This is a genomic window from Streptomyces griseoviridis (assembly GCF_005222485.1).
Taxonomy (GTDB): domain Bacteria; phylum Actinomycetota; class Actinomycetes; order Streptomycetales; family Streptomycetaceae; genus Streptomyces; species Streptomyces hintoniae.
Map to the genome: position 1 here is coordinate 1581704 of NZ_CP029078.1, position 26256 is coordinate 1607959.

Consider the following 26256-nt stretch of genomic DNA (forward strand, 5'->3'; position numbering starts at 1 on the left):
GCGCGCGGACGGAAGACGAACCATCCTTTTCTGACGTGATGTCAGAGGATCATCGGAGTTCCTCTGGCACGACGTGAGAGAAGAGGGGGACACATGACCGTCACTCAGCGCCGCGGCCGGAAGATCATGATGACGCCGGGCGAGCTGGACGAGTTCCTCACCACCCAGCGCACCTGCCGGGTGGCGACGATCTCGGCGAGCGGGGCACCGCACGTCAGCACGTTGTGGTTCGCCTGGGACGGCACCTCGATGTGGCTGTACTCGGTGGTGCGCAGCAAGCGGTGGACGGATCTGCGCCGGGACCAGCGGGTCGCGATCGTGGTCGACACCGGTGAGGAGTACGACGAACTGCGGGGCGTGGAGCTGTCCGGTGCGGTGGAGTTCGTGGGCGAGTCCCCGCGCACCGGCGAGCTGTGCGCCGAACTCGACGTCCCCGAGACCCTGTTCGCGCGCAAGAACTTCCGGCTGGAGGAGATGCCGCACGACGGCAGGCACGCCTGGATCAGGCTGACCCCGGAGAAGATCGTCTCCTGGGACTTCCGCAAACTGGGCGGCCCCGCACGGTAGTTCCGCCGCTCCGCGCACCTGGAGCCGGCGGAGGAACCGGGCTGCTTCGCGGCCCGGTCACGGGGGTCAGCCGAGTTTCCGGGCCGCGTCCTGCAACGCCCCTACCGCCGCCCGGATCGACGGGCGGCGGTCGGCGTCGGCCCGCCAGACGACGTAGACATGACGGCGGACGCGCTGCTTGAGCGGTACGGTGACGACGCCGTCGGGCATCGGGTGGCGGCCGAGCAGCGGTGCGATACAGACCCCCAACCCGGTCTGTACGAGACCGAGTTGGGTGTGGGTCTCGGCGGCGCGGTGGCCGACGATCGGCTCGATGCCCCGGGAGCGGAGGGTGAGCATCAGCCACTCGTGGCAGAACTCGCCCTCGCCCCAGGTGATCCACTCGTCCTCGGCCAGCTCCCCGAGGTCCACCTCGTCGCGTCCGGCGAGCGGATGCCCCGACGGCAGCGCCACGTCCGCGGGGTCGTCGAGGACGGACGCCTTGACCAGCCCGTCGGGCAGCGGCATCGGCTTGTTGTACCAGTCGAGGACGACGGCGAGGTCGAGGTCGCCGCGGATGACGCCCGCGATGCCGCGTTCCGGCTCCAGCTCGCGGGAGCGCACCCGCAGCCCCGGGTGCTCGGCGCGCAGCGCGGAGAGCGCGAGCGGGAACAGCCCGCGCGCGGCCGTCGGGAACGCGGAGAGCCGCAGCTCGCCGACCACCTGGCCGCGGTGCGCCTCCAGGTCGGACTGGGCCAGCTCGATCTGGGAGAGGATGCGCCCCGCGTGCTGGGCGAGCAGCCGTCCGGCGTCCGTGAGCCGCACCCCCCGGCCGTTCTTGGCCAGCAGCTGCTGGCTCACCTCCCGCTCCAGTTTGCCGAGTTGCTGGGAGACCGCGGAGGTGGTCACGTGCAGCGCCTCGGCGGCGCCGCTGACCGAGCCGTGCCGGGCGAGGGCGTCGAGGGTGCGCAGGCGCTCCAGATTCAACATGTAAGCGATACTACGAGGTACCGCGCGGAACTTCTCGATTGTGCTACGACGTCCTGTGCCGGATCGTGGTGGTCATGACCACCGTCACCACATCCCGCGCCCGCACCCCGCGCGCCCTCGACTGGCGGCTCCGCTTCGCCGTCCTCTCCCTCATCTGGGGCTTCAGCTTCCTGCTCATCAAGGTGGGCACCGACGGGTACGCCCCGTTCCAGGTCACCCTCGGCCGGCTGTTCTTCGGTACGGCGGTGCTGGCGGCCGCGATGGCGGTCAAGCGGGAGCGGCTGCCGCGCGGGGCCAGGACCTGGGGGCATCTGTTCGTCGCGGCGCTGCTGCTGAACGCGCTGCCGTTCTCCCTGTTCGCCTACTCGGAGCTGACGATCCCGTCCACGCTCGCGGGCATCTGCAACGCGACCTCACCGCTGTGGGGCATGGCGCTCTCCCTGGTGGCGCTCTCCGAGGACCGGCCGAGCCGGGTGCGGGTGGCGGGGCTCGGCATCGGGTTCCTCGGTGTGCTGACGGTGCTCGGCGCCTGGCAGGGCTTCGACGGCCTGGACGCCCGGGGCACCGCGATGGCGCTGCTGGCCTCGCTCAGCTACCCGATCGGCTGGATCTACGTCCGCCGCACCCTGGCCGGCACCGGCCACTCCCACCTCTCGCTGACCGGCGCCCAGTTGCTGGTGGCGACGGTCCAACTGGCTTTCGTCACACCACTGTTCACCACCTTCCCGACGCGCTTCCCGCTCGCCCCGCTGCTGGCCGTCGCCGCGCTCGGCGCCCTCGGCACGGGTCTCGCGGTCCTGATCCAGTACGGCCTGGTCGCCGAAGTCGGCCCGACGACCGGCCAGATGGTCACCTACTTCATCCCGGTCATCGCGACGGCGGCGGGCGTCACCCTGCTCGGCGAGACGCTGACCTGGTCGACGCCGGTGGGCGCGGCGATCGTCCTGGCGGGCGCGGCACTGACCCAGGCGCGGCCCAGGCGGCGGGGACGGGAGGACCGGGCGCGGGTGACGGAGGCGGAGCAGGTGGGGGCGGCGGGGACGGAGCCTACGGAGGCAACGGTGGTGGAAACGCCGTCGACCACCACCCCGAAGGACCGGACACCGCAGGCACCCCCGGCACCGCCCTGCAACCAGAACCAGAACCCGAACCCGAGCGCGACTGCGTCCCCTCGTCCGCTTTCGAAGCTCTAGGCCCGTCCCCGCGCCGGGGCCGGTCGCGCCGTGGCGGCGATGGCGTCCGCCAGGGGGCCGGTCTCGGCGTCGGTCAGGGTGGCGACGGTGACGCGGATGCCGGGCGGGGCGTTCATCCGGAAGCGGGCGCCGGGGGCCACCGACCAGCCGCCGTGCAGCAGCCGGGCGACGGCGGCCGTCTCGTCGGGCACCGGGATCCAGACGTTCAGACCGCTGCGCCCGTGCGCGGCGACCCCGCGCTCCGCGAGCGCCGCGATCAGCAGCGCGCGCCGGTCGCCGTAGGCCGCGGCGACGGCCCGGGTGTCCAGCGCGCCGTCGGACCAGAGTCTGACCACCGCCCGCTGGAGGACGCGGCTGACCCAGCCGGGCCCGAGCCGGTGCCGGCCGGCCACCCGGTCGACGGTGACCGGGTCGCCGGTCAGCACGGCGAGCCGCAGGTCGGGGCCGTACGCCTTGGCGACCGAGCGCACGAAGACCCAGTGCCCGGTGGTGCCGGCCAGCGGGTGCACGGGCAGGTCGACGATGCCGTGGCCGTGGTCGTCCTCGATCAGCAGGACCTCCGGATGCTCCCGGAGCACGGCGCGCAGGGCCCGCGCGCGGGGCGCGGTCACCGCGGCGCCGGTCGGGTTCTGGGCGCGGTCGGTGACGATCAGGGCGCGCGCCCCGGCGTCGAGGGCCCGCCGTACGTCGTCGGGCAGCGGACCGTCGTCGTCGACGCCGACCGGGGCGGTGCGCAGGCCGAGCGCGGGGACGAGGTCGAGGAGTCCGCCCCAGCCGGGGTCCTCGACGGCGACGGTGTCCCCCGGTCTGAGGTGCGCGCCGAGCACCCGCTCGATGGCGTCGAGGGAGCCTGAGGTGACGGTGAGGGGTCCGGCCGGGACGCCGTCGGCGTCCAGGTCGGCGCGGGCGATCCGGGCCAACTCCGGTTCCACCAGGGTGTCTCCGTAGCGCACCGGGTCACGGTCGGACTCTTCGCCCGCCGCCGCGAAGGCCCGCGCGAGGGACGGCAGCAGGGCCGGGTCGGGGTTGCCGTCGGCCATGTCGCGCACCCCTTCGGGCACGTCGAGACGGTCGTACTCGCGTCCGGTGGTGGCGGGCTTGGCGCGCACCCTGCTGCCGCGCCGCCCGTCGGTCTCGATGACCCCGCGCTCCCGCAGTGTCCGGTAGGCGGACGCGACGGTATTCGGATTCACTCCGAGTTCGACGGCCAACTCCCGCATCGGCGGCAGCAGTTGCCCCGGTTCCAGCTCTCCGGCGCCCACCGCGCGCTCGACGTCGGCCGCGATGTCGGCTGCGCGGCGCCCTACGATCCGATATCCTTCTAGCACAAACCACATTATGCACTAGAGCAATACACACCCGCAACACGCCATCCGCACCCGCAACACGACATCCGCACCACGCCCGACCACGCCGCACCACGAGGGAGACAGCCATGCAGGGGACCCGGACGCCGACGTCATCACCGTCCGCCGACGCCTACACCCCGACCGACCGCACCGTCCCGACCCGTTCCGCGGAGCGGGCGTCGTACGACAGGGAGCTGGTGCACTCGATACTCGACCAGGGATACGTCGGCCACCTCGGCTTCGTGCGCGACGGCGCGCCGGTCGTGCTGCCGACGCTGTACGGACGGGTCGGCGAGCGGCTCTACGTGCACGGTTCGACGGGTTCGCGCCCGCTGCGGATGACCGGGCAGGCCGATCCGGGGCTCGCGGTGTGCCTGACGGTCACCCACGTCGACGCGCTGGTCCTGGCCCGCTCGGCGTTCCACCACTCGATCAACTACCGCTCGGTGGTGGTGCACGGCATCGCCCACGACGTGACGGACCCCGAGGAGAAGCGGGCCGCTCTCGACGCGCTGGTCGACCATGTCGTCCCGGGCCGGGCGGCCGACTCGCGGCCCGCGAACAAGAAGGAGCTGGCCGCCACCGCCGTCATCCGCCTCGACCTCGACGAGGTCTCCGCGAAGCTCCGCACCGGCGGCGTCAACGACGACCCCGAGGACCTGTCCCTCCCGTACTGGGCCGGTCTCGTCCCGCTGCGCAAGGGCTACGGGACCCCCGTGGCCGACGGCGACCTGTCCGCGGACGTGCGGCTGCCCGACTACCTCACGGTGTCGTGATGCTGATCCACCCCTGGGACGCGCCGCGCGACGACGCCGAATGGCAACACTGGCTCGCCGCCCACGACTTCGGGCAGCTCGCGGTCAACGGCCCGCCCGGCGAACCCCCGCACGTCCAGCCGCTGCACTTCGCGTACGACGCCGGACGCGGCGAGGCCCTCACCCACCTGGCCCGGCCGAACCCGCTCTGGGCGGACCTGGCGGCCCGTCCGGAGGTGGTGCTGAGCGTCGTCGACGACTATGTGTACGTCCCCGGCCCCTGGCAGGCCCCGCCGGACATCCCGGCCGAGCACGGCGTGCCGACCAGCTTCTACGCGGCGGTCCAACTCCGTTGCCTGGCCCGGGTGGTGGACGATCCGGCGGAGAAGGCCGAGCTGCTGAACCGGCAGATGGGCCACTTCCAGCCGGAGGGCGGCTCCGCGCCCGCGGCGGTGGGCGAGGAGCCGTACGGCAGGATGCTCGCCGGGATCCGCGGGCTGCGGCTCGAAGTGGTCGGCGTCCGGGCGAAGTTCAAGTACGCGGCGCACAAGCCCGAGGAGGTGCAGGACCGGATCGTGGCAGGGCTCACGACCCGCGACGGCACCAGGGACGCGGCGGCACGCGAGCATCAACTGCGCCGCCGCGGGGTGTGGTCACCGGCGACCTGAGCGGGCCGGGCGCGACTCCCCTCCCCGACGGACGGACCGTTCGGCAGGGGGTCGGGACCTCAGACGACGGTTCCGCGGGCGGACAGGTCCCGCTCCGGGCCGCCGCTCGCCACCGGCTCCCCCGACGACCCGGCGGGGGTGGAGGACTGCGCGATGAACGCGCCGACGAGCACGACCGCGCCGCCGATGAGCTGCGGCGCGGCCAGGTGCTCGCCGAGCAGCACCCAGGCCAGCACGGTGGCGACGACCGCCTCCAGGCACGCCACGACCCCGGCGACCTGCGGCGAGAGCCGCCGCACCGACACCACTCCGGTGACGTAGGCGACGACGGTGGCGATCAGGACGATCCAGGCCAGCAGGGCGCCGGCCGCGACCGGGGTGCCGTTCAGGTCGGCGGTGCCGGCCAGCACCGTCCAGTCGAGGTCCCAGGGGCGGGCAACGGCGGTCAGCACGAGGGCGCCGACCAGCAGCCCGTACGCGATCACGCCGAGCGGGTCGGGGGCGTCGTCGCCGGCGTCGCTGCCCTGGTCGGAGAGGACGAAGTAGCCGACCTGGCAGCAGGCGGCGGCCAGCGCGAGCAGCAGTCCGAGGAGGTCGAAGCGCAGCCCCGACCAGACCTCGACGACACAGGCGAGTCCGCCGACGGCGAGGACCACCCCGAGCGCGGCGGCCCGGGTGACGGGACGGCGCTGCACGAACCGCACCCAGGCCAGGACGAGCGCGGGCGCCAGATACTCGACGAGCAGGGCGACACCGACCGGGATCCGGGAGATCGCGGCGAAGTAGCAGGCCTGCACCCCGGCGACGGCGAGCAGCCCGAACCCGGCGAGCAGCGCGGGCCTGCGGCGGACCAGGGCGCGGTGGCGGAAGGCGACCGGCAGCATCACCAGGGCGGCGCCCGTGACCCGCAGCCACACCACGTGGAGCGGGTCGAGGCCAGCCTCGATCAGTGGTTTGGCGGCGACGCCCGAACCGCCGAAGGCGAGGGCGGACACGAGGGCGAGTCCGAGCCCGACGCCCTTGGCGGGCCCGGTCCGATCGCTGGCTGAGGTGCGCACCGGCACATGATGACAGGCGACGACATGAGCGTCACCCCTGTTGACACCTGTCTCGAACAGTGGACGCGCCGGATCGGCCGAGGGGTCGCGGGAGATGGCGACAGGAGGGTGGTTCGGTGAGGCGACAGGGGGTGGTCCGCGGGGGGGGCGGAGGGCGGTGCCGAGTGGGGAGGCGGTGCCGGGCGGGGAAGGCGGGCGCGTCAGTCGACGCGCCGTTCCCACCAGGCGGCCGCTCCCTCGCGGGCGAGGAGCTTCTCGACGCGGGCGAGGACGTCGTAGCGGTCGAGCCCGGCCCGCTCCAGGACCTCGACGGAGCGTGCGCCGGGATCGGCGACGAGGGCCGCGAACAGATGGAGCCCGCGGGCCGGGCCGCCGTCGCGGACGAGCGAGCGGGCGTGGTCCATGGCGAGGGCGGCGAGGGGCGAGAGCCCGTCGGAGTCACCGGCCGCGGCGACAGCCACCGGCACGGACGCGGAGAGCGACGCGGAGACCGGCACAGGCGCGGACACCGCGCCGGCGCCGTCGGCTCGGCCTGCTCCCCCGGTTCCACCGGAGGTGTCCAGCGACCCCGCCGACGCGGGAAGGCGGGCCCGAGAGTGGGAGAGGGAGCGTTCCACCGATCCCTGCCAGCGCAGTCCGTAGCCGATGCTGCGCTGGACGAGGTAGCCGAGCAGCCGGGCGATCTCGGGGCCGTCGTCGAGGACCGCGCGGGCCTCGGGGTCGTGCTCCAGCAGGGAGTGCAGGAGATGGGCCGAGTCGATCTGCCGGTCGCCGTCCCGCACGGCGCGGCGGCGCGCGCCGGAGACCACCGCTGCCAGTTCGGCGCTGAGTCCGGCATCGTCGTTCTCGGGAGGTCTCGCGATCCGGTCGCCGAGGGGCTGCCGGGGAAGGGGCGCTTGCACGAAACCCACCCCATCAGGTCCCCGCATTCCGGTCATCCCCGTGACGAAGCATCTTGCCGTCCCACGCAGAGTGGACGACGAGGTCCGACATATCCTCCTCACGGATGAGATCTGAGCGCCCCGGCCCCGCGCTCCGGGCCCGCCCGCCCCTGTCGCTCCCCCGGCACGCCCTCCCCGCTCCCCCGCGCGCCGCTCCCCGCCGCCTCGCTCGGCATCACGGCCTCCACACTTCCTGACGGTTCATCAGTATTGAATGTTGCGGGCCCTGGAGCTACGTTCCGCGACACCGTAGCCCGTCACGAAGAGGTGGTCGCATGGCCGAGGTCAGCGCGGAAGCATGTATAGAGGCCCCCGCCGAGAAGGTGTGGGCGCAGCTCATGGACTGGTCCGCGTACGGTGAGTGGAACGCGACCCACACCGGTTTCCCCAAGGGCGTCCCGGAGAACCTCGCGGTCGGCGGGACGTACGAGGAGAACATGAAGCTCATGGGCTTCCCCGCCGAAGTGGTGTGGACCGTGGAGGAGTTGGAGGAGGCCCGCCTCTTCGCGACCCGGGGCAAGGGGCCGATGGGGGTCACGGTGGCCAACCGCTACTCGCTCACGCCCGACGGCGGGGCGACGACGGTACGGATCGACGCCGAGTTCACGGGCGCGGCGGTCTCGTTGATGGCGGGCAAGCTGAAGGACTCGGCGCGGGCGGCGCTCGACGAGTCGCTGCGGAAGCTGGCGGGACTGGTGACGTGATCCGGCGCGGACGCGGAGGTGCCCCGCGGGCGGAGTCCGCGGGGCACCTCGGGGAGGCCGGCGCGGGACATCAGGGGCAGCCCCACCAGTAGGGGGCCAAGCCACCACGGGTAGCCCCATCGCACCGGACGTCAGTCCTCGTCGGCGAGGATCAGGTACAGCTTCTTGCGGGCGTCGTTGATGACGGTCAGCGCCTTCTCGCGCTGTTCCTTGCTGCCGGTCTTCCAGACCTGGCCGAAGGCCTCCATCAGACCGAAGCCGGCCTGCCTGATCTCACCGAGCGCCTCCCAGTCGACACCGCGGGAGGCTTCCTCCCAGGGCGCTTCCGGGCCTTCGTCGGCCGCGGTGCGGCCGGCCTCGGTGAGCGAGAACAGCTTCTTGCCGCCCTCGCTCTCACTGGTGATCAGCCCCTCGTCCTCCAGCAGTTGGAGGGTGGGGTACACCGAACCGGGGCTGGGCTTCCACGCCCCGCCGCTGCGTTCGGCGATCTCCTGGATCATCTCGTAGCCGTGCATGGACCGGTCCTTGAGCAGGGCCAGGATCGACGCGCGCACGTCACCGCGCCGCGCCCGCCCGCGGGGTCCGCCCCGCCCCCTGGGACCCCAGGGGGCGGGCCCGAAGCCGGGCCCGCCGAAGCCGAAGCCCCCGCCGGGTCCACCAGGACCGCCGGGCCCACCGGGCCCGAACGGCCCGAAGGCACCCCGCCGCCCTTCGAATCCACCCCGGCCGCGAGAGCCGGGCCCACCGTGTCCACGTTCGAAACCATGGGAACGCATCGCCATCACTCCATTCAGTCGTTGATCAGTCGCGATGCTTCGACGATATATCGGAATAGCTCGCATGACAACCCCGGGGTCGGCATCGCCGTGGTATCCGGCTGTCGTGATTCCCGTGATGGTTGTACCGCGCCTCAGCCCGAGACCGAGGCCCTGCGGCGCGCGGAAACCGGGGGTCCTACGGCGTCGCCCAGAACCCCGGGGCCCTACAGCGACGTCGACGTCCGAGACCCGAGGCCCCACAACGTCACCCGAACCCGCGCCCCTCCGAGGCGTCCGGGTTCTCGCGCCGCTTCGCCACCTGGGCCCTCAGCGCACCAGAAGGTCGATCGCGACCTTCAAGCGTTCCCGGTAGAACTCCCGTGTCGCCGCCTGGTGCTTGAGCCCGATCGACGCGCTGATCATCGTCTGCGCGACAGGAGTCGCCGGACCCTCTCCCGACTCGGCGGCGATCGCGTCCGTGATCAGCGCCTCGAAACGGCGCGGCGCGGCCTCGCCGATCTCTCCGAGGAGGTCGGGGTTGTCCTCGACGACCACCGCGACATCGCGCGCCAGCGGGCCGATGTAGCGGCCCGCCCACTGGTCGAACGCCTCGACGAGGCGCTCCCCGAGGGGCCGGTCGGCGTCGGCGAGGACGCGTTCGACCGCCGCGAGGTCGCGTTCCAGCACCTGGGTGACCGCGGCGCGGAACAGCGCCTCTTTCGAGGAGAAGAGGAAGTACAGCCCAGGCCGGGAGATGTGTGCCGCCCGCGCCACTTCCTCCATCGAGGTCTTGCGGTAACCGAAGCGCGCGAACGTGAGCAGAGCGGAGTCCAGCACCAGGGTCCGACGGTCGGTCTCGGCGCTCGCCGACGGCGCGAGGCCGGCATCGGGACTGCTGCTCATGGGGCGAGCATAGGAGCGGGAACCTCACTATACAAATCAGGTCTAGTGCGTATAGTCGCTGCCATGGCCGCTCACGGAATCCTCTCCACGCCCTTCACCGCCGCCAGCACCGCGGACGACGTACTGCGGGGCGTCGACCTCACCGGTGTCCGCGCGATCGTGACGGGAGGTTCCTCCGGGATCGGGCGTGAGACGGCCCGCGCGCTGACGGCGGCCGGGGCGCGGGTGACGCTCGCCGTGCGGAACACGGCCGCCGGTGACGCCGTCGCCGAGACGATCGGGCGGTCGACCGGGAGGATCCCGCCCCGGGTCGTCCGACTCGACCTCGCCGACAGGGCCACCGTCACCCGGTTCGTCGACGCCTGGAGCGGCCCGCTCCATCTGCTGGTCAACAACGCGGGCGTGGTCACCGGTGGCCTCGAACGGACCCGTGAGGGCTGGGAGTTGCAGTTCGCGACCAACCACCTCGGTCACTTCGCCCTGGCCGTCGGCCTGCACGACGCACTGGCCGAGGGCGCCTCCGACCGCGACGGGGCACGGATCGTGTCGGTCAGTTCGACGGCGCACATGCGGTCGGGCGTCGACTTCGACGACCTCCACTTCGAGCGTCGCGCCTACGACCCGCAGATCGCCTACGCCCAGTCGAAGACGGCCAACTCCCTCTTCGCCGTGGAGGCGACCCGGCTCTGGGCGTCCGACGGCATCGTCGCCAACGCGGTGAACCCCGGCGGCGTCGCGACGGGGCTGCAACGGAACTTCACCACGCGCCAGCGGGAGTCGCTCGACGCGGCCGAGGCGGCCGGGGTCTTCACGTACAGAACCGTCGAGCAGGGGGCCGCGACGAGCGTCGTCGCGGCCATCCGTCCGGAGTTCGCCCACTCCGGGGGCCACTACCTCGACGACGCGCGGGAGGCCCGCACCGTGCCGGACGACGCCGACCTCGCGGACCATCCGCACGGCGTCAAGGAGTGGGCGCTCGATCCGGCCACCGCCGTCCGCCTCTGGGCGGTCTCGACCGACCTGCTGCGCTCCTGACCTCGGCCCGCACTCAGAACCAGGACGGTCCCGCGTTGGTGTAGGGCTCCTCGAGAGCGGCCGCTTCGTCGTCCGTGAGCCGCAGGTCGAGCGCCTCGACGGCCTGCGCCAGGTGGTGGGGCGCGGTGGCGCCCACGATCGGGGCGCAGACCTGCGGGTTGCGCAGGACCCAGGCCAGCGCGATGTGGGCCATCCCGACGCCGCGGGCCTCGGCGAGCCGCTGAACGGCGTTGATGACCGGCTCGTCGTACGGGCTGTCGAAGGACCGCACCACGTGGTCGGTGCGGGAGCGGGTGCTCTGCTCCCCGACGGGACGGGCGAGGCGGCCCTTCCCGTTGGGCGAGTAGGGCACCAGCCCCACGCCCATGTCCGCGCACATGGCCATCAGTTCGGGTTCGTCCTGGCGGCGCAGCAGGTTGTACTGGTTCTGCATGGACCGGAAGCGGGTCCAGCCACCGAGGTCGGCGGCGTGCTGGAGCTTGGCGAACTGCCACGCGTACATCGAGGACGCGCCGAGGTAGCGGACCTTGCCTGCCTTGACGATGTCGTGCAGCGCCTCCATCGTCTCCTCGACCGGAGTGTCGTCGTCGAAGCGGTGGATCTGGTAGAGGTCGATGTGGTCGGTGCCCAGCCGGGTCAGGGACGCGTCGACCTGTTCCAGGATCGCCGCGCGTGACAGGCCCTGGCCGCCGGGCCCGTCGTGCATCCTCCCGCGGACCTTGGTGGCGAGCACGATGTCCTCGCGCCGGGCGTACTCGCGGATCGCGCGGCCGACGATCTCCTCGGAGGTGCCCGCCTGGTAGACGTTGGCGGTGTCCCAGAAGGTGATGCCCAGCTCCACGGCCTGCCGGAAGAACGGCGCGGCCTTCTCCTCCGTCAGCGCCCAGGGGTGGGCGCCGGGGACGGTCGGGTCGCCGTAGCTCATGCAGCCGAGCGCGAGCCGGCTGACCTTCAGGCCGGTGGCGCCGAGGCGGACGTACTCCATCGCGATGCTCCCTTTCGTGCCCTGCGGACGGTGTGGTGGTGTCAGTGGGTGGTGAAGCCGCCGTCGACGGGAAGGGCGACGCCGACGACGAAGCTCGCGCCGGGGCTGCACAGCCACAGGACGGCTTCGGCGATCTCCTCGGCGCGGCCGAGGCGCCCGATGGGCTGCTGCTTGAGGATCTCGGCCATGGCGTCGGCCTGGCTCTCGAGCATCCCGGAGACCATCGGGGTGTCGATGGTGCCGGGGCAGACGGCGTTGACGCGGATTCCGCGGGGCGCGTACTCGACGGCCGCGCTCCTGGTCAGGCCGATCACGCCGTGCTTGGAGGCGTGGTAGGCGGCGCGCTCGGGCAGGCCGACCAGGCCGCCGAGCGAGGAGCAGTTGACGATCGCGCCGGAGCCCTGGGCGCGCATCTGGCGCAGCTCGTGCTTCTGGGCGGCCCAGACGCCGCGCAGGTTGACGGCGTTGACGCGGTCGAAGTTCTCGGCCGTCTCGTCCGCCGCGTCCGTGGGCGGGGCCTGGATGCCGGCGTTGTTGAAGGCCATGTCCAGACGCCCGAAGGCTGCGACGGCGCGGTCCACGGCGGCGGCGGCCTGGGCTTCGTCGGTGACGTCGCAGACGACACCGAGGGCCCGGTGGCCCGCGTCGGTGAGTTCCTGGGCCGCCTTCTCGACGGCCTGCTCGCTCAGGTCGGCCAGGACGACGGCCGCGCCGGCCTGGGCGAAGGCGCGGGCGGTGGCCAGGCCCATGCCGGAGGCGGCGCCGGTGACCAGCGCGACCTGGCCTTCGAAGTGGTACTGCGGGTTCATCGGTGGGGTCCCATCTCGTGGACGGCGTGACCGCCGTCAGGGGCTGTGGGGTGGAGGGGCGGGACGGTGGGGAACCGTTCCGGGGCCGCCTCGGTCCCGGTGGTCGGGGGCTCCGGGGCGGGTGTTCGGGGCGGGTGCGCTCGGCGTCGCCGGCGGGTTCCGGCGCGTCGACGTCGTCGTCCTCCCCCAGCGTGACCCGCGAGGTGCGGTGGTCGTCAGCGCGACGCGCGCCGTGCGGCGGTCCGTCCCGGTGGACTTCTCGCTGTCGATGAAACGGCAGGTCACAGGTGGGCGGAAGGACCCGTTGATACGTGTACCGCCAGTACACCTCTCCTGTCCCGAACCCGTCGTAGCCTCGAAAGATGGACAACCGCAGCGAGGTCCGCGCGTTCCTCACCAGCCGCCGCGCCAGGATCACACCCCAGCAGGCCGGACTGCCCGCCTCCGGTCACCGCCGGGTGAAGGGGCTGCGCCGCGAGGAGGTCGCGATGCTGGCCGGCGTCAGCGCCGAGTACTACGCCCGCCTGGAGCGCGGCAACCTCGCCGGCGCCTCCGAAGCCGTCCTCGACTCGCTCGCCCGCGCCCTGCGGCTCGACGAGTCCGAGCGCGCCCACCTCATGGACCTGGCCCGCACCGCCGGCACCACCCGCAGGCCCGCACGCCGCCGCGCCGCCGCACCGATCCGGCCGGCCCTCCAGCAACTGCTCGACGCCATGACCGAGGCGCCCGCCTTCATCCGCAACGGCCGCCTCGACGTCCTCGCCACCAACCGGCTCGGCAAGGCCCTGTACTGGCCGGTGTTCCAGGACCCCGCGCGGCCGGTCAACCTCGCCCGGTTCCAGTTCCTCAACCCCGGAGCCGCCCGGTACATGACCGAGCTGGACCATCAGCGGGCCGCGTCGGCGGCCCTGCTGCGCACCGAGGCGGGGCAGGACCCCTACAACCGTGATCTGAGCGATCTGATCGGTGAGCTGTCCACCCGGAGCGAGGACTTCCGCACGCTGTGGGCCGCGCACGACGTGCGTCTGCACCGCACCGGCCTCAAGCGCTTCCACCATCCCGCCGTCGGCGACCTCACCCTCGCCTTCGAGGGCCTGCCCCTCCCGAACGACCCCGGCCTCACGCTCACCGCGATGAGCGCCGAACCCGGGACCCCGTCCCACGACGGACTGCGGCTGCTGGCCCGCTGGGCCGCCACGCTCGACCCCAGCGAGCGGCCCGACCCCGAACTCGCCGAGGTGACCGCCGACCGACGCGGCCCGCACGAGCCCTGAGCCCTGAGCCCGCCGCAGGGCGGCACGCGCTCCACGGCGACCTCGCGTCGACATGAAGAGCCGTCCGGCCTTTAAACCCGGACCGGCCCTCTTTTCACCCACCCCCTTTGCATGACCATGCGCGGTAGTGCATACTCTTCCTATGTCCAAGGTCCTCACCTCCCTGCCCACCGGCGAGCGCGTCGGTATCGCCTTCTCGGGCGGCCTCGACACCTCCGTCGCGGTCGCGTGGATGCGCGACAAGGGCGCCGTCCCGTGCACCTACACCGCCGACATCGGCCAGTACGACGAGCCCGACATCGCCTCGGTGCCCGGCCGTGCGCACACCTACGGCGCCGAGATCGCGCGCCTGGTCGACTGCCGTGCCGCGCTGGTCGAGGAGGGCCTGGCCGCGCTCACCTGCGGCGCGTTCCACATCCGCTCGGGCGGGCGGGCCTACTTCAACACCACCCCGCTGGGCCGCGCCGTCACCGGCACGCTCCTGGTCAGGGCGATGCTGGAGGACGACGTCCAGATCTGGGGCGACGGCTCGACGTTCAAGGGCAACGACATCGAGCGGTTCTACCGCTACGGCCTCCTCGCCAACCCGCACCTGCGGATCTACAAGCCGTGGCTCGACGCGGACTTCGTGACCGAGCTGGGCGGCCGCAAGGAGATGTCCGAGTGGCTGGTGGCCCACGGGCTGCCCTACCGCGACAGCACGGAGAAGGCGTACTCCACCGACGCCAACATCTGGGGCGCCACCCACGAGGCCAAGACCCTGGAGCACCTGGACACCGGCGTCGAGACCGTCGACCCCATCATGGGCGTCCGGTTCTGGGACCCGACGATCGAGATCGCCGCCGAGGACGTCTCGATCGGCTTCGACCAGGGCCGCCCGGTGACGATCAACGGCAAGGAGTTCGCCACCGCCGTCGACCTGGTGATGGAGGCCAACGCCATCGGCGGCCGGCACGGCCTGGGCATGTCCGACCAGATCGAGAACCGCATCATCGAGGCCAAGAGCCGCGGCATCTACGAGGCCCCCGGCATGGCCCTGCTGCACGCCGCGTACGAGCGCCTCGTCAACGCCATCCACAACGAGGACACCCTCGCCCAGTACCACAACGAGGGCCGGCGCCTCGGCCGTCTGATGTACGAGGGCCGCTGGCTCGACCCGCAGGCCCTGATGATCCGCGAGTCCCTCCAGCGCTGGGTCGGCGCGGCCGTCACCGGCGAGGTGACGCTGCGGCTGCGGCGCGGCGAGGACTACTCGCTCCTCGACACCACCGGTCCGGCGTTCAGCTACCACCCGGACAAGCTGTCGATGGAGCGCACCGAGGACTCCGCGTTCGGCCCGGTGGACCGGATCGGCCAGCTCACCATGCGCAACCTGGACATCGCCGACTCCCGCGCCAAGCTGGAGCAGTACGCCGGAATGGGCCTCATCGGCACCGGCAGCCCGGCGATCGGCGCCGCGCAGGCCGCCGCGACCGGCCTGATCGGCAGCATGCCGGAGGGCGGCGCCGAGGCCATCGCCTCCCGCGGCGAGTCCTCCGACGAGGACGCCCTGCTGGACCGCGCCGCGATGGAGTCCGGCACGGACTGATCCCGGACGAGGCACCGCCCGAGGACGAGGACACCGGCACGGGCACGAACGCAGACACGGGCACGGAGAAGGGCCGGCGCGACGACATCACCGTCGCGCCGGCCCTTTCGTCACCCGGCGTCAGGAGCGGACCGTGGGCCCTCTCCGCCGCGTGTCGAGGGGAGCGGACCGTGGGCCCTCTCCGCCCGCTTGTCGAAAAGGAGCGGACCACGGGCGTTCCCCTCACCACGGGGAAGGAAACCGCAGGCCCGCGCCTCTCCCCTCCCCCGGTCACACCGGACGTCACCCCCGTCCGCGCCGCGTCAGTGCCCCCGGAACGCCTCCTCCAGCCACCAGGCCCCCCGCTCCCGCGTCACCTTCGCGTCGATGAGCAGCGGCGCGGTCCTCGCCCCCGCCACCCACTGCGCGACGGCGTCGAGGTCGCCGCGCGTCCGCACCGTCACCGCCTCGAAGCCGTACCCCCTGGCCACGGCGGCGATGTCGGTGTCGGGGAACGTGACGGTGTCCAGCGCGCAGCCGTCAGGTCCGAAGTGGTGCACCTCCGCCCCGTACCCGTCGTCGTTGTGGACCACGACCACCATCGGCAGCCCCAGCCTGCGGACGGTGTCGAGGTCCGCCGCGCCCATCAGCGCGCCGCCGTCGCCGAGCACCGCCACCGGCAGCCGGTCCGGTCTGGCCAGCGCCGCTCCGATCGCCGTCGCGAGGCCGAGCCCGATCGACTGGAACGCCTGCGTGAAGCAGAACCCGTCCTGGTCGGGCACCGACAGGAAGGTGCTCGGCCAGCCCATGAAGTTCCCTGAGTCGACGCCGATCACCCGCTCCGCCGGGAGGATGTCGTCCAGGGCGAGGTTCAGGGTGCGCGGGTCGATCCGCTCCGCGGTCCCCTCGTCCTCGTACGGCACGTCACGCCACCGGCCGCGCGCGGCGAGGTCCGCCGCGACGGCCGGGGTCCGGTAGCCGGCCCGCCGCCGCCCGTCCGCCTCGACGGCCCGCCGCGCGGTGCGTTCGGCGTCCCCGGTGACGCCGAGGTCGATCGGCCGGTGGCGGCCGAGTGCCGTGGGATCGTCGTCGACCTGGACGACCCGTGCGCCGGGGCCGATCAGCGTGCCGTGCCGGGTGGTCCACATGTTCAGGGCGCAGCCCCAGCCGACGACCAGGTCGGCGCCGGTGATCAGCTCGGCGGCGAGCGGGGAGGCGAAGCCGCCGGAGATGTCGAGGGACCAGGCGTGCGCCTGGAACAGTCCGCGCGCGACCGCCGAGGTCGCCAGCAACGCGCCGTGCAGGTCGGCGAGTTCGACGAGGGCGTCCCTGGCGCCCGAAGTCCGCGCGCCGCGTCCCGCGATGAACACCGGGCGGCTCGCCGACCGCAACTCCGCCACCAGAGCGTCCACTTGGTGGTCGGCGGGTTCCACGGCGGCCGGTTCCGGTGGTGGTCCGACGGTCGTCGGCGCGCCGACCGGTACCTCCAACTCCTGCACCTCCAAGGGGAGGTTGAGCACCACCGTGCGCCGGTCCCGCCTGGCCCGACCGAGTGCGGCCAGCGCCTGGGCCACCGCGTCACGGGCTGTCGTCACGCGGGCGCCGACCGCGCCGACCGCGTGCGCCAACACCGCTTGGTCGACACGGAAGTTGGAGTGCGGTCCGGTCGCCTCCGCGGCCAGCACGAGCAGCGGTGTCCGGCTCTTGGCGGCCTCGGTGATGCCGGTGAGGGCGTTGGTGAGGCCGGGGCCCTGGTGGACGCTGAGCGCGGTCGGGGCACCGCTGACGCGGGCGTACGCGTCGGCCATGGTCGCGGCGCCGCCCTCGTGCCGGGCGGCGACGAACCGCGCGCCGGCCGCGACCATCGCGTTGGTGACATGGAAGTTGCCCGAACCGACCACGCCGAAGACCTGGCCGACCCCGGCGGCGACCAGCGCGCGCCCGACGGCCTCGGCGACCTTCACGACCGCTCCACCAGGGCCAGCACCCGCGCGGGAGCGCCCGACCCGGTGACGATGGGCAGCGGCCCGGCGAAGACCACGGCGCCGGTCGGCGGCAGCGCCCCCAGGTTGCGGAGCTGGGTGAGGCCGTACTTGCCGCTGCCCAGCAGGTGGGAGTGGCAGGGAAACGCCGGGTTGAAGGAGTGGGCGCGGCCCGCGTCCGTGCCGACCGTCTCCACGCCGAGGCCTATCACCGGGGACTCCTCGGCGACCCAGCGGGCGCACTCCGGGGAGAGTCCGGGGGTGTGCGGGCCCTTCGCGTCGGCGTTCAGGAACTCCTCGGCGCTGTCGGCGCGGGCGTCCCAACCGGTGCGCAGCAGCAGCCAGCCCCCTTCGGGCAGCGGGCCGTGCGCGGCCTCCCAGGCCCTGATGTGGTCGATCTCCACGAGGAAGTCGGGGTCGACGGCCGCCTCGTCGGAGAAGTCGAGGACGGCGGCGGGGGCGACGAGCCTGGCCGCGGGCACGGACGCGATGTCGGCGAGGTCCCGGCCGGTGGCCCAGTGGACCGGTGCGTCGAAGTGGGTGCCGGTGTGCTCGCCGCTGCGGAAGTTGTTCCAGTACCAGGCCGGGCCCCGGTCGTCGTAGCGGCTGATCTCCTCCAGTTCGAACGGCTGGGTCTGTCCGAACGGCGGCGGCAGCTGGATCACCGGGGTGGCCGACGACAGCGGCGTGGTGAGGTCGACGACCTCGATCGCGCCACCGCGCACTCCGGCGAGCAGGGCGGTGAGAACGGACGGCTGGGGCATGACGGCCTCCCGGGTTCGGGCTGAACTCTCCACCACGCGGACCGCGTTGGCGCGGACCGTGCGTTCAGGGTGGCAGAGGTCGGCGTCGCCGACGCCGTCCCGGCGCGCCCGCCCGTCGCCCGATCGGGCCAGTCATCCCGAATTGGCCTTGGTGGGCCGCTCGCCCGGCCCGTAGCGTCGGCGTCATGCGCATCCGAATCGTCGACGCCTTCACCGACCGCCCGTTCGCCGGCAACCCGGCCGGGGTGCTGCTCCTCGACGCCCTCCCGGACGGCACCTGGGCCTTCCCCGACGACCGCTGGCTCCAGCGGGTGGCGACGGAGGTGAACCACGCCGAGACGGCGTTCGCGCACCGGCTGCCCGAGGGCGGCGGGGCCGACTGGGCGCTGCGCTGGTTCACGCCCGCCACCGAGGTGAACCTGTGCGGGCACGCGACGCTCGCGACCGCCCACGTCCTGCACTCCACGGGCGCCCACCCGGGCCAGGTCAGGTTCGCCACCCGCAGCGGGGTGCTGGTCGCGACGCCCGAGGCGGACGGTTCGCTCACCCTGGACTTCCCGACCGCGCCCCTCACCGAGGTCGAGGTCCCCGACGGCGTCGCCGAGACGCTGGGCGCCCGCCCCCTCGCGGCCTTCGACACCGGTCCGAACGTCGGCGATCTGCTCGTCGTGCTCGACGACGAGAAGACGGTGCACGCCCTCGCCCCCGGCCACCGGGCGCTCGGCGCGCACTCGGCCCGGGGCATCATCGCCACCGCGGAGGCCGAAGACCCCTCCCGCGGCTACGACTTCGTCTCCCGCTGCTTCTTCCCTAACGTCGGCATCGCCGAGGACCCGGTCACCGGCAGCGCCCACACCGCCCTCGCGCCGTACTGGTCGGGGCGGCTCGGCCGCCCCCGTCTCACCGGGCTCCAGGCGTCGCCGCGTTCGGGCCGGGTCGGCACCGAACTGCGCGGTGAGCGGACGCTGTTGAGCGGACGCGCGGTCACCGTCATCGACGGTGAGCTGCACGCCCGGCCGGATCAGGCGGTGGGCAGCCAGTCGACCTTGCCCGCCAGCAGCGCGTAGCCGACGAACGCCCCGATGTCGAGCAGCGAGTGGGCCACCACCAGGGGGCCCACCCGTCCCCAGCGCCGGTACAGGTAGACGAAGACCACGCCCATCACCAGGTTGCCGATGAAACCGCCGATGCCCTGGTACAGGTGGTAGGAGCCGCGCAGTACGGAGCTGGCGACCAGCGCGGTGCCGGGTGTCCACCCCAACTGGCCGAGTCTGCGCAGCAGATAGCCGACGACGATGACCTCTTCGAGGATCGCGTTCTGGAGCGCCGACAGGATCAGCACCGGGTACTTCCACCACACGTCGGGCAGCGCCTCCGGCACCACGGTGAGGTTGAAGCCGAGGCCGCGGGCGGCGAGGTAGAAGGCGATGCCGGTGCTGCCGATCACGGCTGCGACGCCCGCGCCGCGTCCGAGGTCGAACCACGGCTCGGTGCGGTCGAAGCCGAGGGCGCGCAGCCCGGCGCCCTCGCGCAGCAGGAGGTGCGCGACGAGCGCGACCGGCACCAGGGCGCTCGCGATCCCGAACAGCTGCCAGGCGAGATCGAGCCAGGGGCGGCCAGGCGCGGCGGACGCGTTGAGCGTCGCCGCCTGGTCCTTGAGGCCTCCTGGCTTGGTGACCGAGCCGACAAAGCTGATCAGGGCGGAGACTCCGCTCGCGCCCAGCGAGAGCCCCAGGACGAGCAGCGTCTCGTCACGGAGGAACCGTCGTGAGAGCCGCTCCGGTGGAAGAGGATCGCCCACCGCGCCCGCCTCTGCCTGCACACCTGCCTCCAGCTGAGTAGTCCGGCCCGGTCCGCTCCACCGCCCGCCGGGGTCCCGGATCCGTACGAGTCCTGGTCCGGCGGGGAGGAGCGGCACCGTCATGGGAGGTCACAGCTTGCCCGATCAGTGGCGGCCGGACGTCGGCGACCCCCCGACCGGGGCCGGCCGGGGGGCAGTGACCGAAGCCGCTCACCACGACCGGCGGCCGGGGCGGTGACCGGTGGCGCTCACGTCGACCGGCACCCGGGGCGGCGGCCGGTGGCGCTCACCTCGACCGGCACCCGGAGCGGCGGCCGGTGGCGCTCACCTCGCGGGGACCGGCTCGGGGAGCCCGACCGGCCAGGTGTGCACGGGCTCGCCCTCGTGGCTCAGGCGGCTGTACCACCGGGTGGTGGCGGCCAGCGCGGCATCGCGGCTGAGCCCGGCCTCCAGCGCCCGGTGGAAGGTCGCCGCCTGCCAGGACGCGCCGTTGACCCGGCGTCGGCAGCGCTCCTCGATGACCCCGAGGTACAGGTCCCGGTCGGCGCGTTCGACGCCCCAGGCGGCGAGCCCGGTCTCGGCCAGCGGCAGCAGCTCGTCCCGTACCAGGGTGACCGCGTCGACCTGGGCGGTGCCGCCGTAGCGGCCGCGCCGCGGCCATTCGAGGCGGGCGTCGATGCCGTGCCGGCAGGCGGCGTCGAAGTTGGCCTCGGCCGCCTCGAACGGCAGCCGGGTCCACACCGGCCGCGGCTCGTCGGCGAGGGCGCGGACCAGGCCGTAGTAGAAGGCCGCGTTGGCGACGACGTCCATGACGGTGGGCCCGGCCGGCAGCACCCGGTTCTCCACGCGCAGGTGCGGGGAGCCGTCGGCGATGCCGTAGACCGGGCGGTTCCAGCGGTACACCGTGCCGTTGTGCAGGACGAGTTCGGCGAGGCTCGGGACGCCGCCCGCCTCGACCACCTCAAGCGGCTCCTCGTCGTCGCAGATCGGCAGGAGCGCGGGGAAGTAGCGGAGGTTCTCCTCGAACAGGTCGTGGGCCGAGGTGATCCAGCGCTCCCCGAACCAGGTGCGCGGACGCACGCCCTGCGCCTGGAGTTCGGGCGGGCGGGTGTCGGTGGACTGCTGGAACAGCGGCGGCCTCGACTCCCGCCACAGCTCGCGCCCGAACAGGAAGGGCGAGTTGGCGCCGACGGCGATCTGCGCGGCGGTGACGGCCTGCGCGGCGTTCCAGACGTCGGCGAACTTCTCCGGTGTGACCTGGAGATGCAGCTGCACCGAGGTGCAGGCCGCCTCGGGCACGATGGACTTCGAGGTGCAGGTGAGGCGCTCGACGCCGTCGATGTCGAGGAGGAAGTCCTCGCCGCGGGCGGCCACGATCTGGTCGTTGAGCAGCGTGTAGCGGTCGACGTCGGAGAGGTTGGAGGAGACCAGGTCGTCGCGGTCGAGGGTCGGCAGAATGCCGATCATCACGATTCCCGCGTCGACTTCCCCCGCTTTTCGATGGGCATATGCCAGTGACGTGCGGAGTTCCTCCGCGAGGCGGTCGAATACCCGGCCGCCGAGCCGGTGTGGCGCAATGTTCACTTCCAGATTGAACATGGCGAGTTCTGTTTGGAAATCCCGGCTCGCGATCCGCTCCAGGACCTGCCCATTGAGCATTCTGGGCATCCCGTCAGGCCCGGCGAGATTCAATTCGATCTCAAGACCCATGAGGTTCTTGGGCCGGTCGAACCGCTTCTGCTCCAGCAGCAGCTCCAGCCCCGACAGACACCGCCGGAGCTTGTCGCGGTAGCGCTGCCGATCGGACAGGTCGAACCGACCTGCCACGACCTTCTCCCCCATATTGGGGTCCCTCCTTCAAGGGCGGTCCGAAAGATCCGGCCGCCCGGCGTCCTGGGTCACGGTGGATGATGCCCCGCCGAGCCGATCGATAACGTCCCCGGCCGGCCACGGCACCCGCTACCCTGACCAGATGTGACCGGCGGCACATTCACTAGGCATGAAGGTGGCACGGTTTCCGGAACCTCACGAACTCGTGAAAAACGCCGACGAGAATGGGCCGACCGCGGTCCGGGGATTTCCCGAGGTCACCGCGTTGGCGCCGGATCGGAATCGGGATTTTTCCCGCACATCGCCGACCGAATGCGTCCTTGCCGGGTACGCCGGAAACGGGTAGCCGAAACCTGACCTGAACATATGTCGTATAAACTTCGCGGCAAGGCAGAGAGTTAGGCGCTCCCGGTACTGGAACCTGCCGTCGAGGTTGACGTGCGGCATGCCTCACCCACCCTCCTCGTTCCCGGGCCGTGGGCCCCAGCCTCTGACCTCGTGAGCAGACAGCGCCGTCCGCCCCCGCCCTCGCTCCACCGTGCCTGTCGAATGAGAGGCGACCCACCATGCCGCTGCACGTCCCTCCGGCTCCCGCGCCCGCACTCCGCACCGTCGTCACCGCACTGGCCTCACCGACCGCCGTCCACGAGGCCCGCACCCCCTCCCTGCTGCGCGCCCAGGGCCCCCTGGCAGCCGAACTTCCGCTGCCCGTCCACGTGTTGGACGAGACGGCCCCGGCGGGCACGTCCGCCACCCGGCTCGCGGGGTGGCGCTTCCTGATCCGCTGCGGGGAGCGCTCCGTGGCCGCGGCCGAGACCAGGCTGACCCCCGACGGCTACGCCTTCTCGCACTTCTTCGAGGGCCCCTACATCGCCTCCACCGAACTCGCGCTGCGCCAGGCCGAGGCGCTCCAACAGCCCTACCAGCCGCGCCTGCTGTCGATACCGCGCCTCTACATGCTCACGCTGTGGCTGCACGGCGACTGCGCGGCGGACGGCACCACCGGCCACCCCGCCGCCACCGACCTGCTCGTCCCGCTGGCGCCGGCCCCGCCCGGGATCGCGCCCCACCGTCCGCACCGGGCCGCCGAGTTGCTGCCGGTCCTGGCCCACCGGGCCACCCCCGCACCCCTGTTGGGCTCGCCCGCCTGAGAGCCGCCCGGCACAGATCACCGAGCCGCCGCGAAAGACAGCCCTGAGCCGCCCTGAGAGACAGCCCCGAGCCGCCCCAAATCTCGCACCCGCAACGCTCGTACGAGCAAGCAATTGCTCGTACGAGCCCTTTTTCTGTGGCGTTGACCTGGACGGACTAGCCCTATCCGACCAGCGAGAACCATCCAAAGGGACAGGGCCCCGGCACTGAACCGTCCGCCCGGGTGATGCGTCATGAACCTGTGAGAAGTGGTGCCGCGAAATCCCTGCGGAACGACGTCCGTAGGGCAACACTGGGTTCACACCGACACATCACCACGGGGGGCGGCCATGAACGAAGCTTCGAGCCGCGGGAAAGACGCAACAGCCATCGCCCACACGACGACAGAGCGAAAGATCCCACCCATGTGCCAGCACAAACCAGCGTGCCCCTCAGCAGCCTCCGCCGACCGGGAGTCCGCGCGGCTCCTGGCCCACCACCCGGAGCAGGGGTGGAGCCTGCTGTGCAACGGCGTCCTCCTCTTCGAGGACACCGGTGAACTGCTGCCCGACGGCAGCGTCATCAACCCGCACCGCCCGGTGGGCACGGGACACGTGATGACCGCCGCCTGAGCGGCGCCGGGCGGCGCGAGAGCCGCCCGAGGATCTGGCGGGGCCGGTCGCGAGGACTACGCGAGCCGGCCCCGAAGCATGTCGGGCCCCGCTCACTCCCCGTAGTCCCCCGCACGGCCGCCGTCACCACCGGGGCCGCCGTCCCCGGGCCCTCGGCCTTCCGGAAGAATTCCGGAAGAAGGCTGGAAGTTCCGCCGCCGCACCCGACACCGGGCGCCCGCCGGAACCGTCGACGGAGGTGGCGGAAGTGACAGCACACGAGGCAGGCGCCGAGGGGGGCGCCGACGCCCGGGGCAGGGTCACCATCACGGAGATCGCCCGGGAGGCCGGGGTGTCGGTGCCGACCGTGTCCCGGGTGGTCAACGGCAGGTCGGACGTCTCCCCCGCGACCCGGGCCCGCGTCGAGGACCTGCTGCTGCGCCACGGCTACCGCAAGCGCCCCGCGTCGAACGGCACCAGGGCCGCCCTGCTCGACCTGGTCTTCAACGACCTCGACAGCCCCTGGGCCGTGGAGATCATCCGGGGCGTGGAGGAGGTCGCGCACGCGGCCGGGGTGGGCACGGTGGTCTCGGCGATCCACGGGCGCTCGGGCGACGCCCGCGAGTGGATGCGCAACCTCAGGGCCCGCGCCTCGGACGGCGTCGTCCTGGTCACCTCGGCGCTCGATCCGCTGCTGCACGAGGAGTTGCGCGCCCTCGGCGTCCCGCTGGTCGTCGTCGACCCGGCGGGCTCCCCCGCCCTGGACGTCCCGACCATCGGCGCGGCCAACTGGGCGGGCGGGATGGCCGCCACCGACCATCTGCTGGGCCTCGGCCACCGCCGGATCGGCCTGATCGCGGGACCGCCCCGGCTGCTCTGCTCCCGGGCCAGGTACGACGGCTACCGCGCGGCCCTGGAGGGCGCGGGCGTCCCGGTCGACGACGCTCTCGTCGTCCCCGGCGACTTCCGCCCGGAGTCGGGGTTCCGGGGCTGCGACACCCTGCTCGACCTGGAGCGGCCGCCGACGGCGGTGTTCGCGGCCAGCGACCAGATGGCCCTGGGCGCGATCGAGGCGCTGCGCCGGCGCGGCCTGCGGGTGCCCGAGGACATGAGCGTGGTGGGTTTCGACGACCTTCCGGAAGTCCGCTGGTCGGCGCCGCCGCTCACCACCGTCCGCCAACCTCTCGCGGACATGGGCAAGTTGGCGGTCCGCACGGTGCTGCGGCTGACCCGGGACGAGCGCCCCGACTCCGCGCGGGTGGAACTGGGCACGGAACTCGTCGTCCGCGCCAGCACCGCGCCCCCGCGGACCCGCCCGGAGTGACCTGGCGAGCCCGGCGGGCATGCCGTTCCCGCCGGGCCGCGCGGAGCGGTCTCACGGACCCGGCGGGGACGGCGAACTGCTGCACCCGGCCCGGCGGTGCGGCCTCACCACCGGGCCGGGCCCTCCCCGGCACGCTCCCCTCATGCGCGGGCCGGGGCGTCAGGAGAGCGGCTGCCCGCCGCCGAGTGCCTGCCGGATCGCGGCGTAGGCGGGCTTGGGCCGCAGCTGTTCGTCCCAGGGCAGCGCGGCGCCCTCCCCGGGGAAGACCGCGGGGATCCACGAGTACTTGTCGGTGTAGTCCCAGACGGTGACGCCCACGCACCGCCGCACCGCGAGGCAGGCCGCCGTCAGTTCCCGGTACCACTGCGCCTGGGTGGCCAACTTCGCTGCGTCGGCGGGAAGTTGCATCCGGACGTCGACCTCGGTGAGCGCGGTGTCGAGGCCGAGCCCGGAGAACCGGCGGAGGTTGTCCTCCAGGGTGGCCGGATACCCGTACTGGAGCGCCAGATGGGCCTGGAGGCCGATGCCGTCGAGCGGCACACCCCGCGCCAAGAGGTCCTTGGCCAGCCGGTAGTAGGCGTCGCTCTTGGCCCCCACGCCGTCGATGTTGTAGTCGTTGAGGTACAACTTGGCGCGCGGGTCGGCCTGATGGGCCCAGCGCAGCGCGTCCGCGATGTATCCGGGGCCGAGGGTGCGGTACCAGAGGGTGTCCCGGTAGCTGCCGTCCTCGTTGAACGCCTCGTTGACGACGTCCCAGGAGTAGACCTTGCCGCGGTAGTGCCCCACCTCGGCGAGGATGTGCTTCTTCAGCACCGCGCGCAGCTCGTCCGGTGTCCAGTCGCGGCCGGTGAGCCAGTCGGGCAACTGCGAGTGCCAGACCAGGGTGTGGGCTCTGACCCGCTGGTGGTGCGCGCGGGCGAGGCCGACGATCTCGTCGCCGTTCGTCCAGTCGAAGACGCCCTGCCGGGGTTCGGTGGCGTACCACTTCATCCCGTTGCCCGGGGTGATCATGTCGAACTCGCGGCCCAGCAGCGCGGTGTAGGCGGTGTCGGTGAGTTCGGGGTTGTCGGTGGCGCTGCCGAAGTACCGGCCCTGGCGCCGGGCCAGTTCGGCGAGGGTCGGCTGTTTCTTCGCGGGCGCCGGTGCCGTCTGCGCCGAAGTGGTCGCGGCGGGCGCGGAGTTCGCCTGCGCGGGCGGGCCGGCGCCGACGCCGGTGGCGAGCAGCGCGGTGGCGAGCGCGCCGATCAGTCGTGGACGGGTCCTGCGCATGGTGCGACT

General features: G+C 72.8%; 25 protein-coding genes. 12 read left to right on the forward strand and 13 right to left on the reverse strand.

What is annotated here, in order from left to right:
• Positions 1-93 precede the first annotated feature (93 nt).
• Positions 94-567, forward strand: coding sequence for a pyridoxamine 5'-phosphate oxidase family protein (locus tag DDJ31_RS06075; RefSeq protein WP_127181318.1), 474 nt, complete (start codon positions 94-96; stop codon positions 565-567).
• Between the two features lie 66 nt (positions 568-633).
• Here the strand turns inward: DDJ31_RS06075 and DDJ31_RS06080 are convergent, their stop codons facing one another.
• The gene (locus tag DDJ31_RS06080) at positions 634-1536 is read right to left on the reverse strand and encodes a LysR family transcriptional regulator (RefSeq protein WP_127181317.1); all 903 of its coding nucleotides are present in this window, start codon (positions 1534-1536) and stop codon (positions 634-636) included.
• 74 nt (positions 1537-1610) lie between these two features.
• Here DDJ31_RS06080 and DDJ31_RS06085 point away from each other — a divergent pair, with 74 nt between their 5' ends.
• Positions 1611-2729, forward strand: a complete 1119-nt coding sequence (locus tag DDJ31_RS06085) for a DMT family transporter (protein ID WP_240678262.1) — start codon at positions 1611-1613, stop codon at positions 2727-2729.
• Here DDJ31_RS06085 and DDJ31_RS06090 read toward each other — a convergent pair.
• Positions 2726-4057, reverse strand: a complete 1332-nt coding sequence (locus DDJ31_RS06090; RefSeq protein WP_127181316.1) for an aminotransferase class I/II-fold pyridoxal phosphate-dependent enzyme — start codon at positions 4055-4057, stop codon at positions 2726-2728. The genes DDJ31_RS06085 and DDJ31_RS06090 overlap by 4 nt on opposite strands.
• Positions 4058-4164: 107 nt before the next feature.
• On the opposite strand from DDJ31_RS06090, the gene DDJ31_RS06095 reads away from it, so the two are divergent.
• Positions 4165-4854, forward strand: a complete 690-nt coding sequence (locus DDJ31_RS06095) for a pyridoxamine 5'-phosphate oxidase family protein (RefSeq protein ID WP_127181315.1) — start codon at positions 4165-4167, stop codon at positions 4852-4854.
• Positions 4854-5501: an FMN-binding negative transcriptional regulator gene (locus DDJ31_RS06100; protein ID WP_127181314.1), complete on the forward strand. Its 648-nt coding sequence runs from the start codon at positions 4854-4856 to the stop codon at positions 5499-5501. The genes DDJ31_RS06095 and DDJ31_RS06100 overlap by 1 nt, the downstream gene beginning before the upstream one ends.
• Positions 5502-5560: 59 nt before the next feature.
• Here the strand turns inward: DDJ31_RS06100 and DDJ31_RS06105 are convergent, their stop codons facing one another.
• Both DDJ31_RS06105 and DDJ31_RS06110 read right to left on the reverse strand, forming a co-directional pair.
• Positions 5561-6565, reverse strand: coding sequence for an EamA family transporter (locus DDJ31_RS06105; RefSeq protein WP_127181313.1), 1005 nt, complete (start codon positions 6563-6565; stop codon positions 5561-5563).
• Between the two features lie 194 nt (positions 6566-6759).
• The gene (locus DDJ31_RS06110) at positions 6760-7461 is read right to left on the reverse strand and encodes a Clp protease N-terminal domain-containing protein (protein WP_240678261.1); all 702 of its coding nucleotides are present in this window, start codon (positions 7459-7461) and stop codon (positions 6760-6762) included.
• Between the two features lie 314 nt (positions 7462-7775).
• Here DDJ31_RS06110 and DDJ31_RS06115 point away from each other — a divergent pair, with 314 nt between their 5' ends.
• Positions 7776-8204: a type II toxin-antitoxin system Rv0910 family toxin gene (locus tag DDJ31_RS06115; RefSeq protein ID WP_127181311.1), complete on the forward strand. Its 429-nt coding sequence runs from the start codon at positions 7776-7778 to the stop codon at positions 8202-8204.
• A 131-nt stretch (positions 8205-8335) separates the two neighbouring features.
• On the opposite strand, the gene DDJ31_RS06120 is transcribed toward DDJ31_RS06115, so the two are convergent.
• Both DDJ31_RS06120 and DDJ31_RS06125 read right to left on the reverse strand, forming a co-directional pair.
• On the reverse strand, positions 8336-8980 hold the full coding sequence (locus DDJ31_RS06120; RefSeq protein WP_127181310.1) for a PadR family transcriptional regulator: 645 nt from the start codon (positions 8978-8980) through the stop codon (positions 8336-8338).
• Positions 8981-9289: 309 nt separating this feature from the next.
• Positions 9290-9865 (reverse strand): TetR/AcrR family transcriptional regulator, encoded by a 576-nt coding sequence (locus tag DDJ31_RS06125; RefSeq protein WP_127181309.1) that lies wholly within the window; start codon positions 9863-9865, stop codon positions 9290-9292.
• Positions 9866-9928: 63 nt separating this feature from the next.
• Between DDJ31_RS06125 and DDJ31_RS06130 the strand changes: the two genes are divergently transcribed.
• Positions 9929-10900, forward strand: coding sequence for an SDR family NAD(P)-dependent oxidoreductase (locus DDJ31_RS06130; RefSeq protein ID WP_127181308.1), 972 nt, complete (start codon positions 9929-9931; stop codon positions 10898-10900).
• 13 nt (positions 10901-10913) lie between these two features.
• Here DDJ31_RS06130 and DDJ31_RS06135 read toward each other — a convergent pair whose 3' ends face one another.
• Both DDJ31_RS06135 and DDJ31_RS06140 read right to left on the reverse strand, forming a co-directional pair.
• Positions 10914-11885: an aldo/keto reductase gene (locus tag DDJ31_RS06135; protein ID WP_127181307.1), complete on the reverse strand. Its 972-nt coding sequence runs from the start codon at positions 11883-11885 to the stop codon at positions 10914-10916.
• 41 nt (positions 11886-11926) lie between these two features.
• The gene (locus DDJ31_RS06140) at positions 11927-12694 is read right to left on the reverse strand and encodes a glucose 1-dehydrogenase (RefSeq protein WP_127181306.1); all 768 of its coding nucleotides are present in this window, start codon (positions 12692-12694) and stop codon (positions 11927-11929) included.
• Positions 12695-13056: 362 nt separating this feature from the next.
• Here DDJ31_RS06140 and DDJ31_RS06145 point away from each other — a divergent pair, with 362 nt between their 5' ends.
• Positions 13057-13968 carry a helix-turn-helix transcriptional regulator gene (locus tag DDJ31_RS06145; protein ID WP_127181305.1) on the forward strand — a complete coding sequence of 304 codons (912 nt, stop codon included), beginning with the start codon at positions 13057-13059 and terminating at the stop codon, positions 13966-13968.
• Positions 13969-14110: 142 nt separating this feature from the next.
• Complete coding sequence (argG, locus tag DDJ31_RS06150) at positions 14111-15556, forward strand: argininosuccinate synthase (protein WP_127181304.1); 1446 nt, start codon at positions 14111-14113, stop codon at positions 15554-15556.
• A 302-nt stretch (positions 15557-15858) separates the two neighbouring features.
• On the opposite strand, the gene DDJ31_RS06155 is transcribed toward argG, so the two are convergent.
• Complete coding sequence (locus DDJ31_RS06155; RefSeq protein WP_127181303.1) at positions 15859-17499, reverse strand: thiamine pyrophosphate-binding protein; 1641 nt, start codon at positions 17497-17499, stop codon at positions 15859-15861.
• Positions 17496-18281: a cyclase family protein gene (locus tag DDJ31_RS06160; protein ID WP_127181302.1), complete on the reverse strand. Its 786-nt coding sequence runs from the start codon at positions 18279-18281 to the stop codon at positions 17496-17498. Before DDJ31_RS06160 ends, DDJ31_RS06155 begins: the two co-directional genes overlap by 4 nt.
• 185 nt (positions 18282-18466) lie before the next feature.
• On the opposite strand from DDJ31_RS06160, the gene DDJ31_RS06165 reads away from it, so the two are divergent.
• On the forward strand, positions 18467-19348 hold the full coding sequence (locus DDJ31_RS06165; RefSeq protein ID WP_127181301.1) for a PhzF family phenazine biosynthesis protein: 882 nt from the start codon (positions 18467-18469) through the stop codon (positions 19346-19348).
• Here DDJ31_RS06165 and DDJ31_RS06170 read toward each other — a convergent pair.
• Together DDJ31_RS06170 and DDJ31_RS06175 are read right to left on the reverse strand one after the other, a co-directional pair.
• A complete protein-coding gene (locus tag DDJ31_RS06170; RefSeq protein ID WP_127181300.1) occupies positions 19303-20103 on the reverse strand; it encodes a CPBP family intramembrane glutamic endopeptidase in 801 nt (266 codons plus the stop codon). The two genes, DDJ31_RS06165 and DDJ31_RS06170, sit on opposite strands and share 46 nt — an antisense overlap.
• Positions 20104-20406: 303 nt before the next feature.
• Positions 20407-21924: a glutamate-cysteine ligase family protein gene (locus tag DDJ31_RS06175; RefSeq protein ID WP_127181299.1), complete on the reverse strand. Its 1518-nt coding sequence runs from the start codon at positions 21922-21924 to the stop codon at positions 20407-20409.
• A gap of 554 nt (positions 21925-22478) precedes the next feature.
• Here DDJ31_RS06175 and DDJ31_RS06180 point away from each other — a divergent pair.
• From DDJ31_RS06180 to DDJ31_RS06190, 3 genes are all read left to right on the forward strand, one after another.
• Positions 22479-23063, forward strand: coding sequence for a hypothetical protein (locus tag DDJ31_RS06180; RefSeq protein ID WP_127181298.1), 585 nt, complete (start codon positions 22479-22481; stop codon positions 23061-23063).
• Positions 23064-23468: 405 nt separating this feature from the next.
• Positions 23469-23675 carry a DUF5999 family protein gene (locus DDJ31_RS06185; RefSeq protein WP_127181297.1) on the forward strand — a complete coding sequence of 69 codons (207 nt, stop codon included), beginning with the start codon at positions 23469-23471 and terminating at the stop codon, positions 23673-23675.
• Positions 23676-23922: 247 nt separating this feature from the next.
• Positions 23923-24978, forward strand: coding sequence for a LacI family DNA-binding transcriptional regulator (locus tag DDJ31_RS06190; RefSeq protein WP_127181296.1), 1056 nt, complete (start codon positions 23923-23925; stop codon positions 24976-24978).
• Positions 24979-25137: 159 nt separating this feature from the next.
• On the opposite strand, the gene DDJ31_RS06195 is transcribed toward DDJ31_RS06190, so the two are convergent.
• Positions 25138-26247 (reverse strand): endo-1,4-beta-xylanase, encoded by a 1110-nt coding sequence (locus DDJ31_RS06195; RefSeq protein ID WP_127181295.1) that lies wholly within the window; start codon positions 26245-26247, stop codon positions 25138-25140.
• Positions 26248-26256 lie beyond the last annotated feature (9 nt).

Coding starts and splice junctions, on each gene's coding strand:
- DDJ31_RS06075 (WP_127181318.1), top strand. CDS start 94: ATGACCGTCACTCAGCGCCGCGGCCGGAAGATCATGATGACGCCGGGC.
- DDJ31_RS06130 (WP_127181308.1), top strand. CDS start 9,929: ATGGCCGCTCACGGAATCCTCTCCACGCCCTTCACCGCCGCCAGCACC.
- DDJ31_RS06095 (WP_127181315.1), top strand. CDS start 4,165: ATGCAGGGGACCCGGACGCCGACGTCATCACCGTCCGCCGACGCCTAC.
- DDJ31_RS06180 (WP_127181298.1), top strand. CDS start 22,479: ATGCCGCTGCACGTCCCTCCGGCTCCCGCGCCCGCACTCCGCACCGTC.
- DDJ31_RS06195 (WP_127181295.1), bottom strand. CDS start 26,247: ATGCGCAGGACCCGTCCACGACTGATCGGCGCGCTCGCCACCGCGCTG.
- DDJ31_RS06120 (WP_127181310.1), bottom strand. CDS start 8,980: ATGCGTTCCCATGGTTTCGAACGTGGACACGGTGGGCCCGGCTCTCGC.
- DDJ31_RS06185 (WP_127181297.1), top strand. CDS start 23,469: ATGTGCCAGCACAAACCAGCGTGCCCCTCAGCAGCCTCCGCCGACCGG.
- DDJ31_RS06160 (WP_127181302.1), bottom strand. CDS start 18,281: ATGCCCCAGCCGTCCGTTCTCACCGCCCTGCTCGCCGGAGTGCGCGGT.
- DDJ31_RS06115 (WP_127181311.1), top strand. CDS start 7,776: ATGGCCGAGGTCAGCGCGGAAGCATGTATAGAGGCCCCCGCCGAGAAG.
- DDJ31_RS06145 (WP_127181305.1), top strand. CDS start 13,057: ATGGACAACCGCAGCGAGGTCCGCGCGTTCCTCACCAGCCGCCGCGCC.
- DDJ31_RS06175 (WP_127181299.1), bottom strand. CDS start 21,924: ATGGGGGAGAAGGTCGTGGCAGGTCGGTTCGACCTGTCCGATCGGCAG.
- DDJ31_RS06125 (WP_127181309.1), bottom strand. CDS start 9,865: ATGAGCAGCAGTCCCGATGCCGGCCTCGCGCCGTCGGCGAGCGCCGAG.
- DDJ31_RS06100 (WP_127181314.1), top strand. CDS start 4,854: ATGCTGATCCACCCCTGGGACGCGCCGCGCGACGACGCCGAATGGCAA.
- DDJ31_RS06165 (WP_127181301.1), top strand. CDS start 18,467: ATGCGCATCCGAATCGTCGACGCCTTCACCGACCGCCCGTTCGCCGGC.
- argG (WP_127181304.1), top strand. CDS start 14,111: ATGTCCAAGGTCCTCACCTCCCTGCCCACCGGCGAGCGCGTCGGTATC.
- DDJ31_RS06085 (WP_240678262.1), top strand. CDS start 1,611: ATGACCACCGTCACCACATCCCGCGCCCGCACCCCGCGCGCCCTCGAC.
- DDJ31_RS06135 (WP_127181307.1), bottom strand. CDS start 11,885: ATGGAGTACGTCCGCCTCGGCGCCACCGGCCTGAAGGTCAGCCGGCTC.
- DDJ31_RS06140 (WP_127181306.1), bottom strand. CDS start 12,694: ATGAACCCGCAGTACCACTTCGAAGGCCAGGTCGCGCTGGTCACCGGC.
- DDJ31_RS06080 (WP_127181317.1), bottom strand. CDS start 1,536: ATGTTGAATCTGGAGCGCCTGCGCACCCTCGACGCCCTCGCCCGGCAC.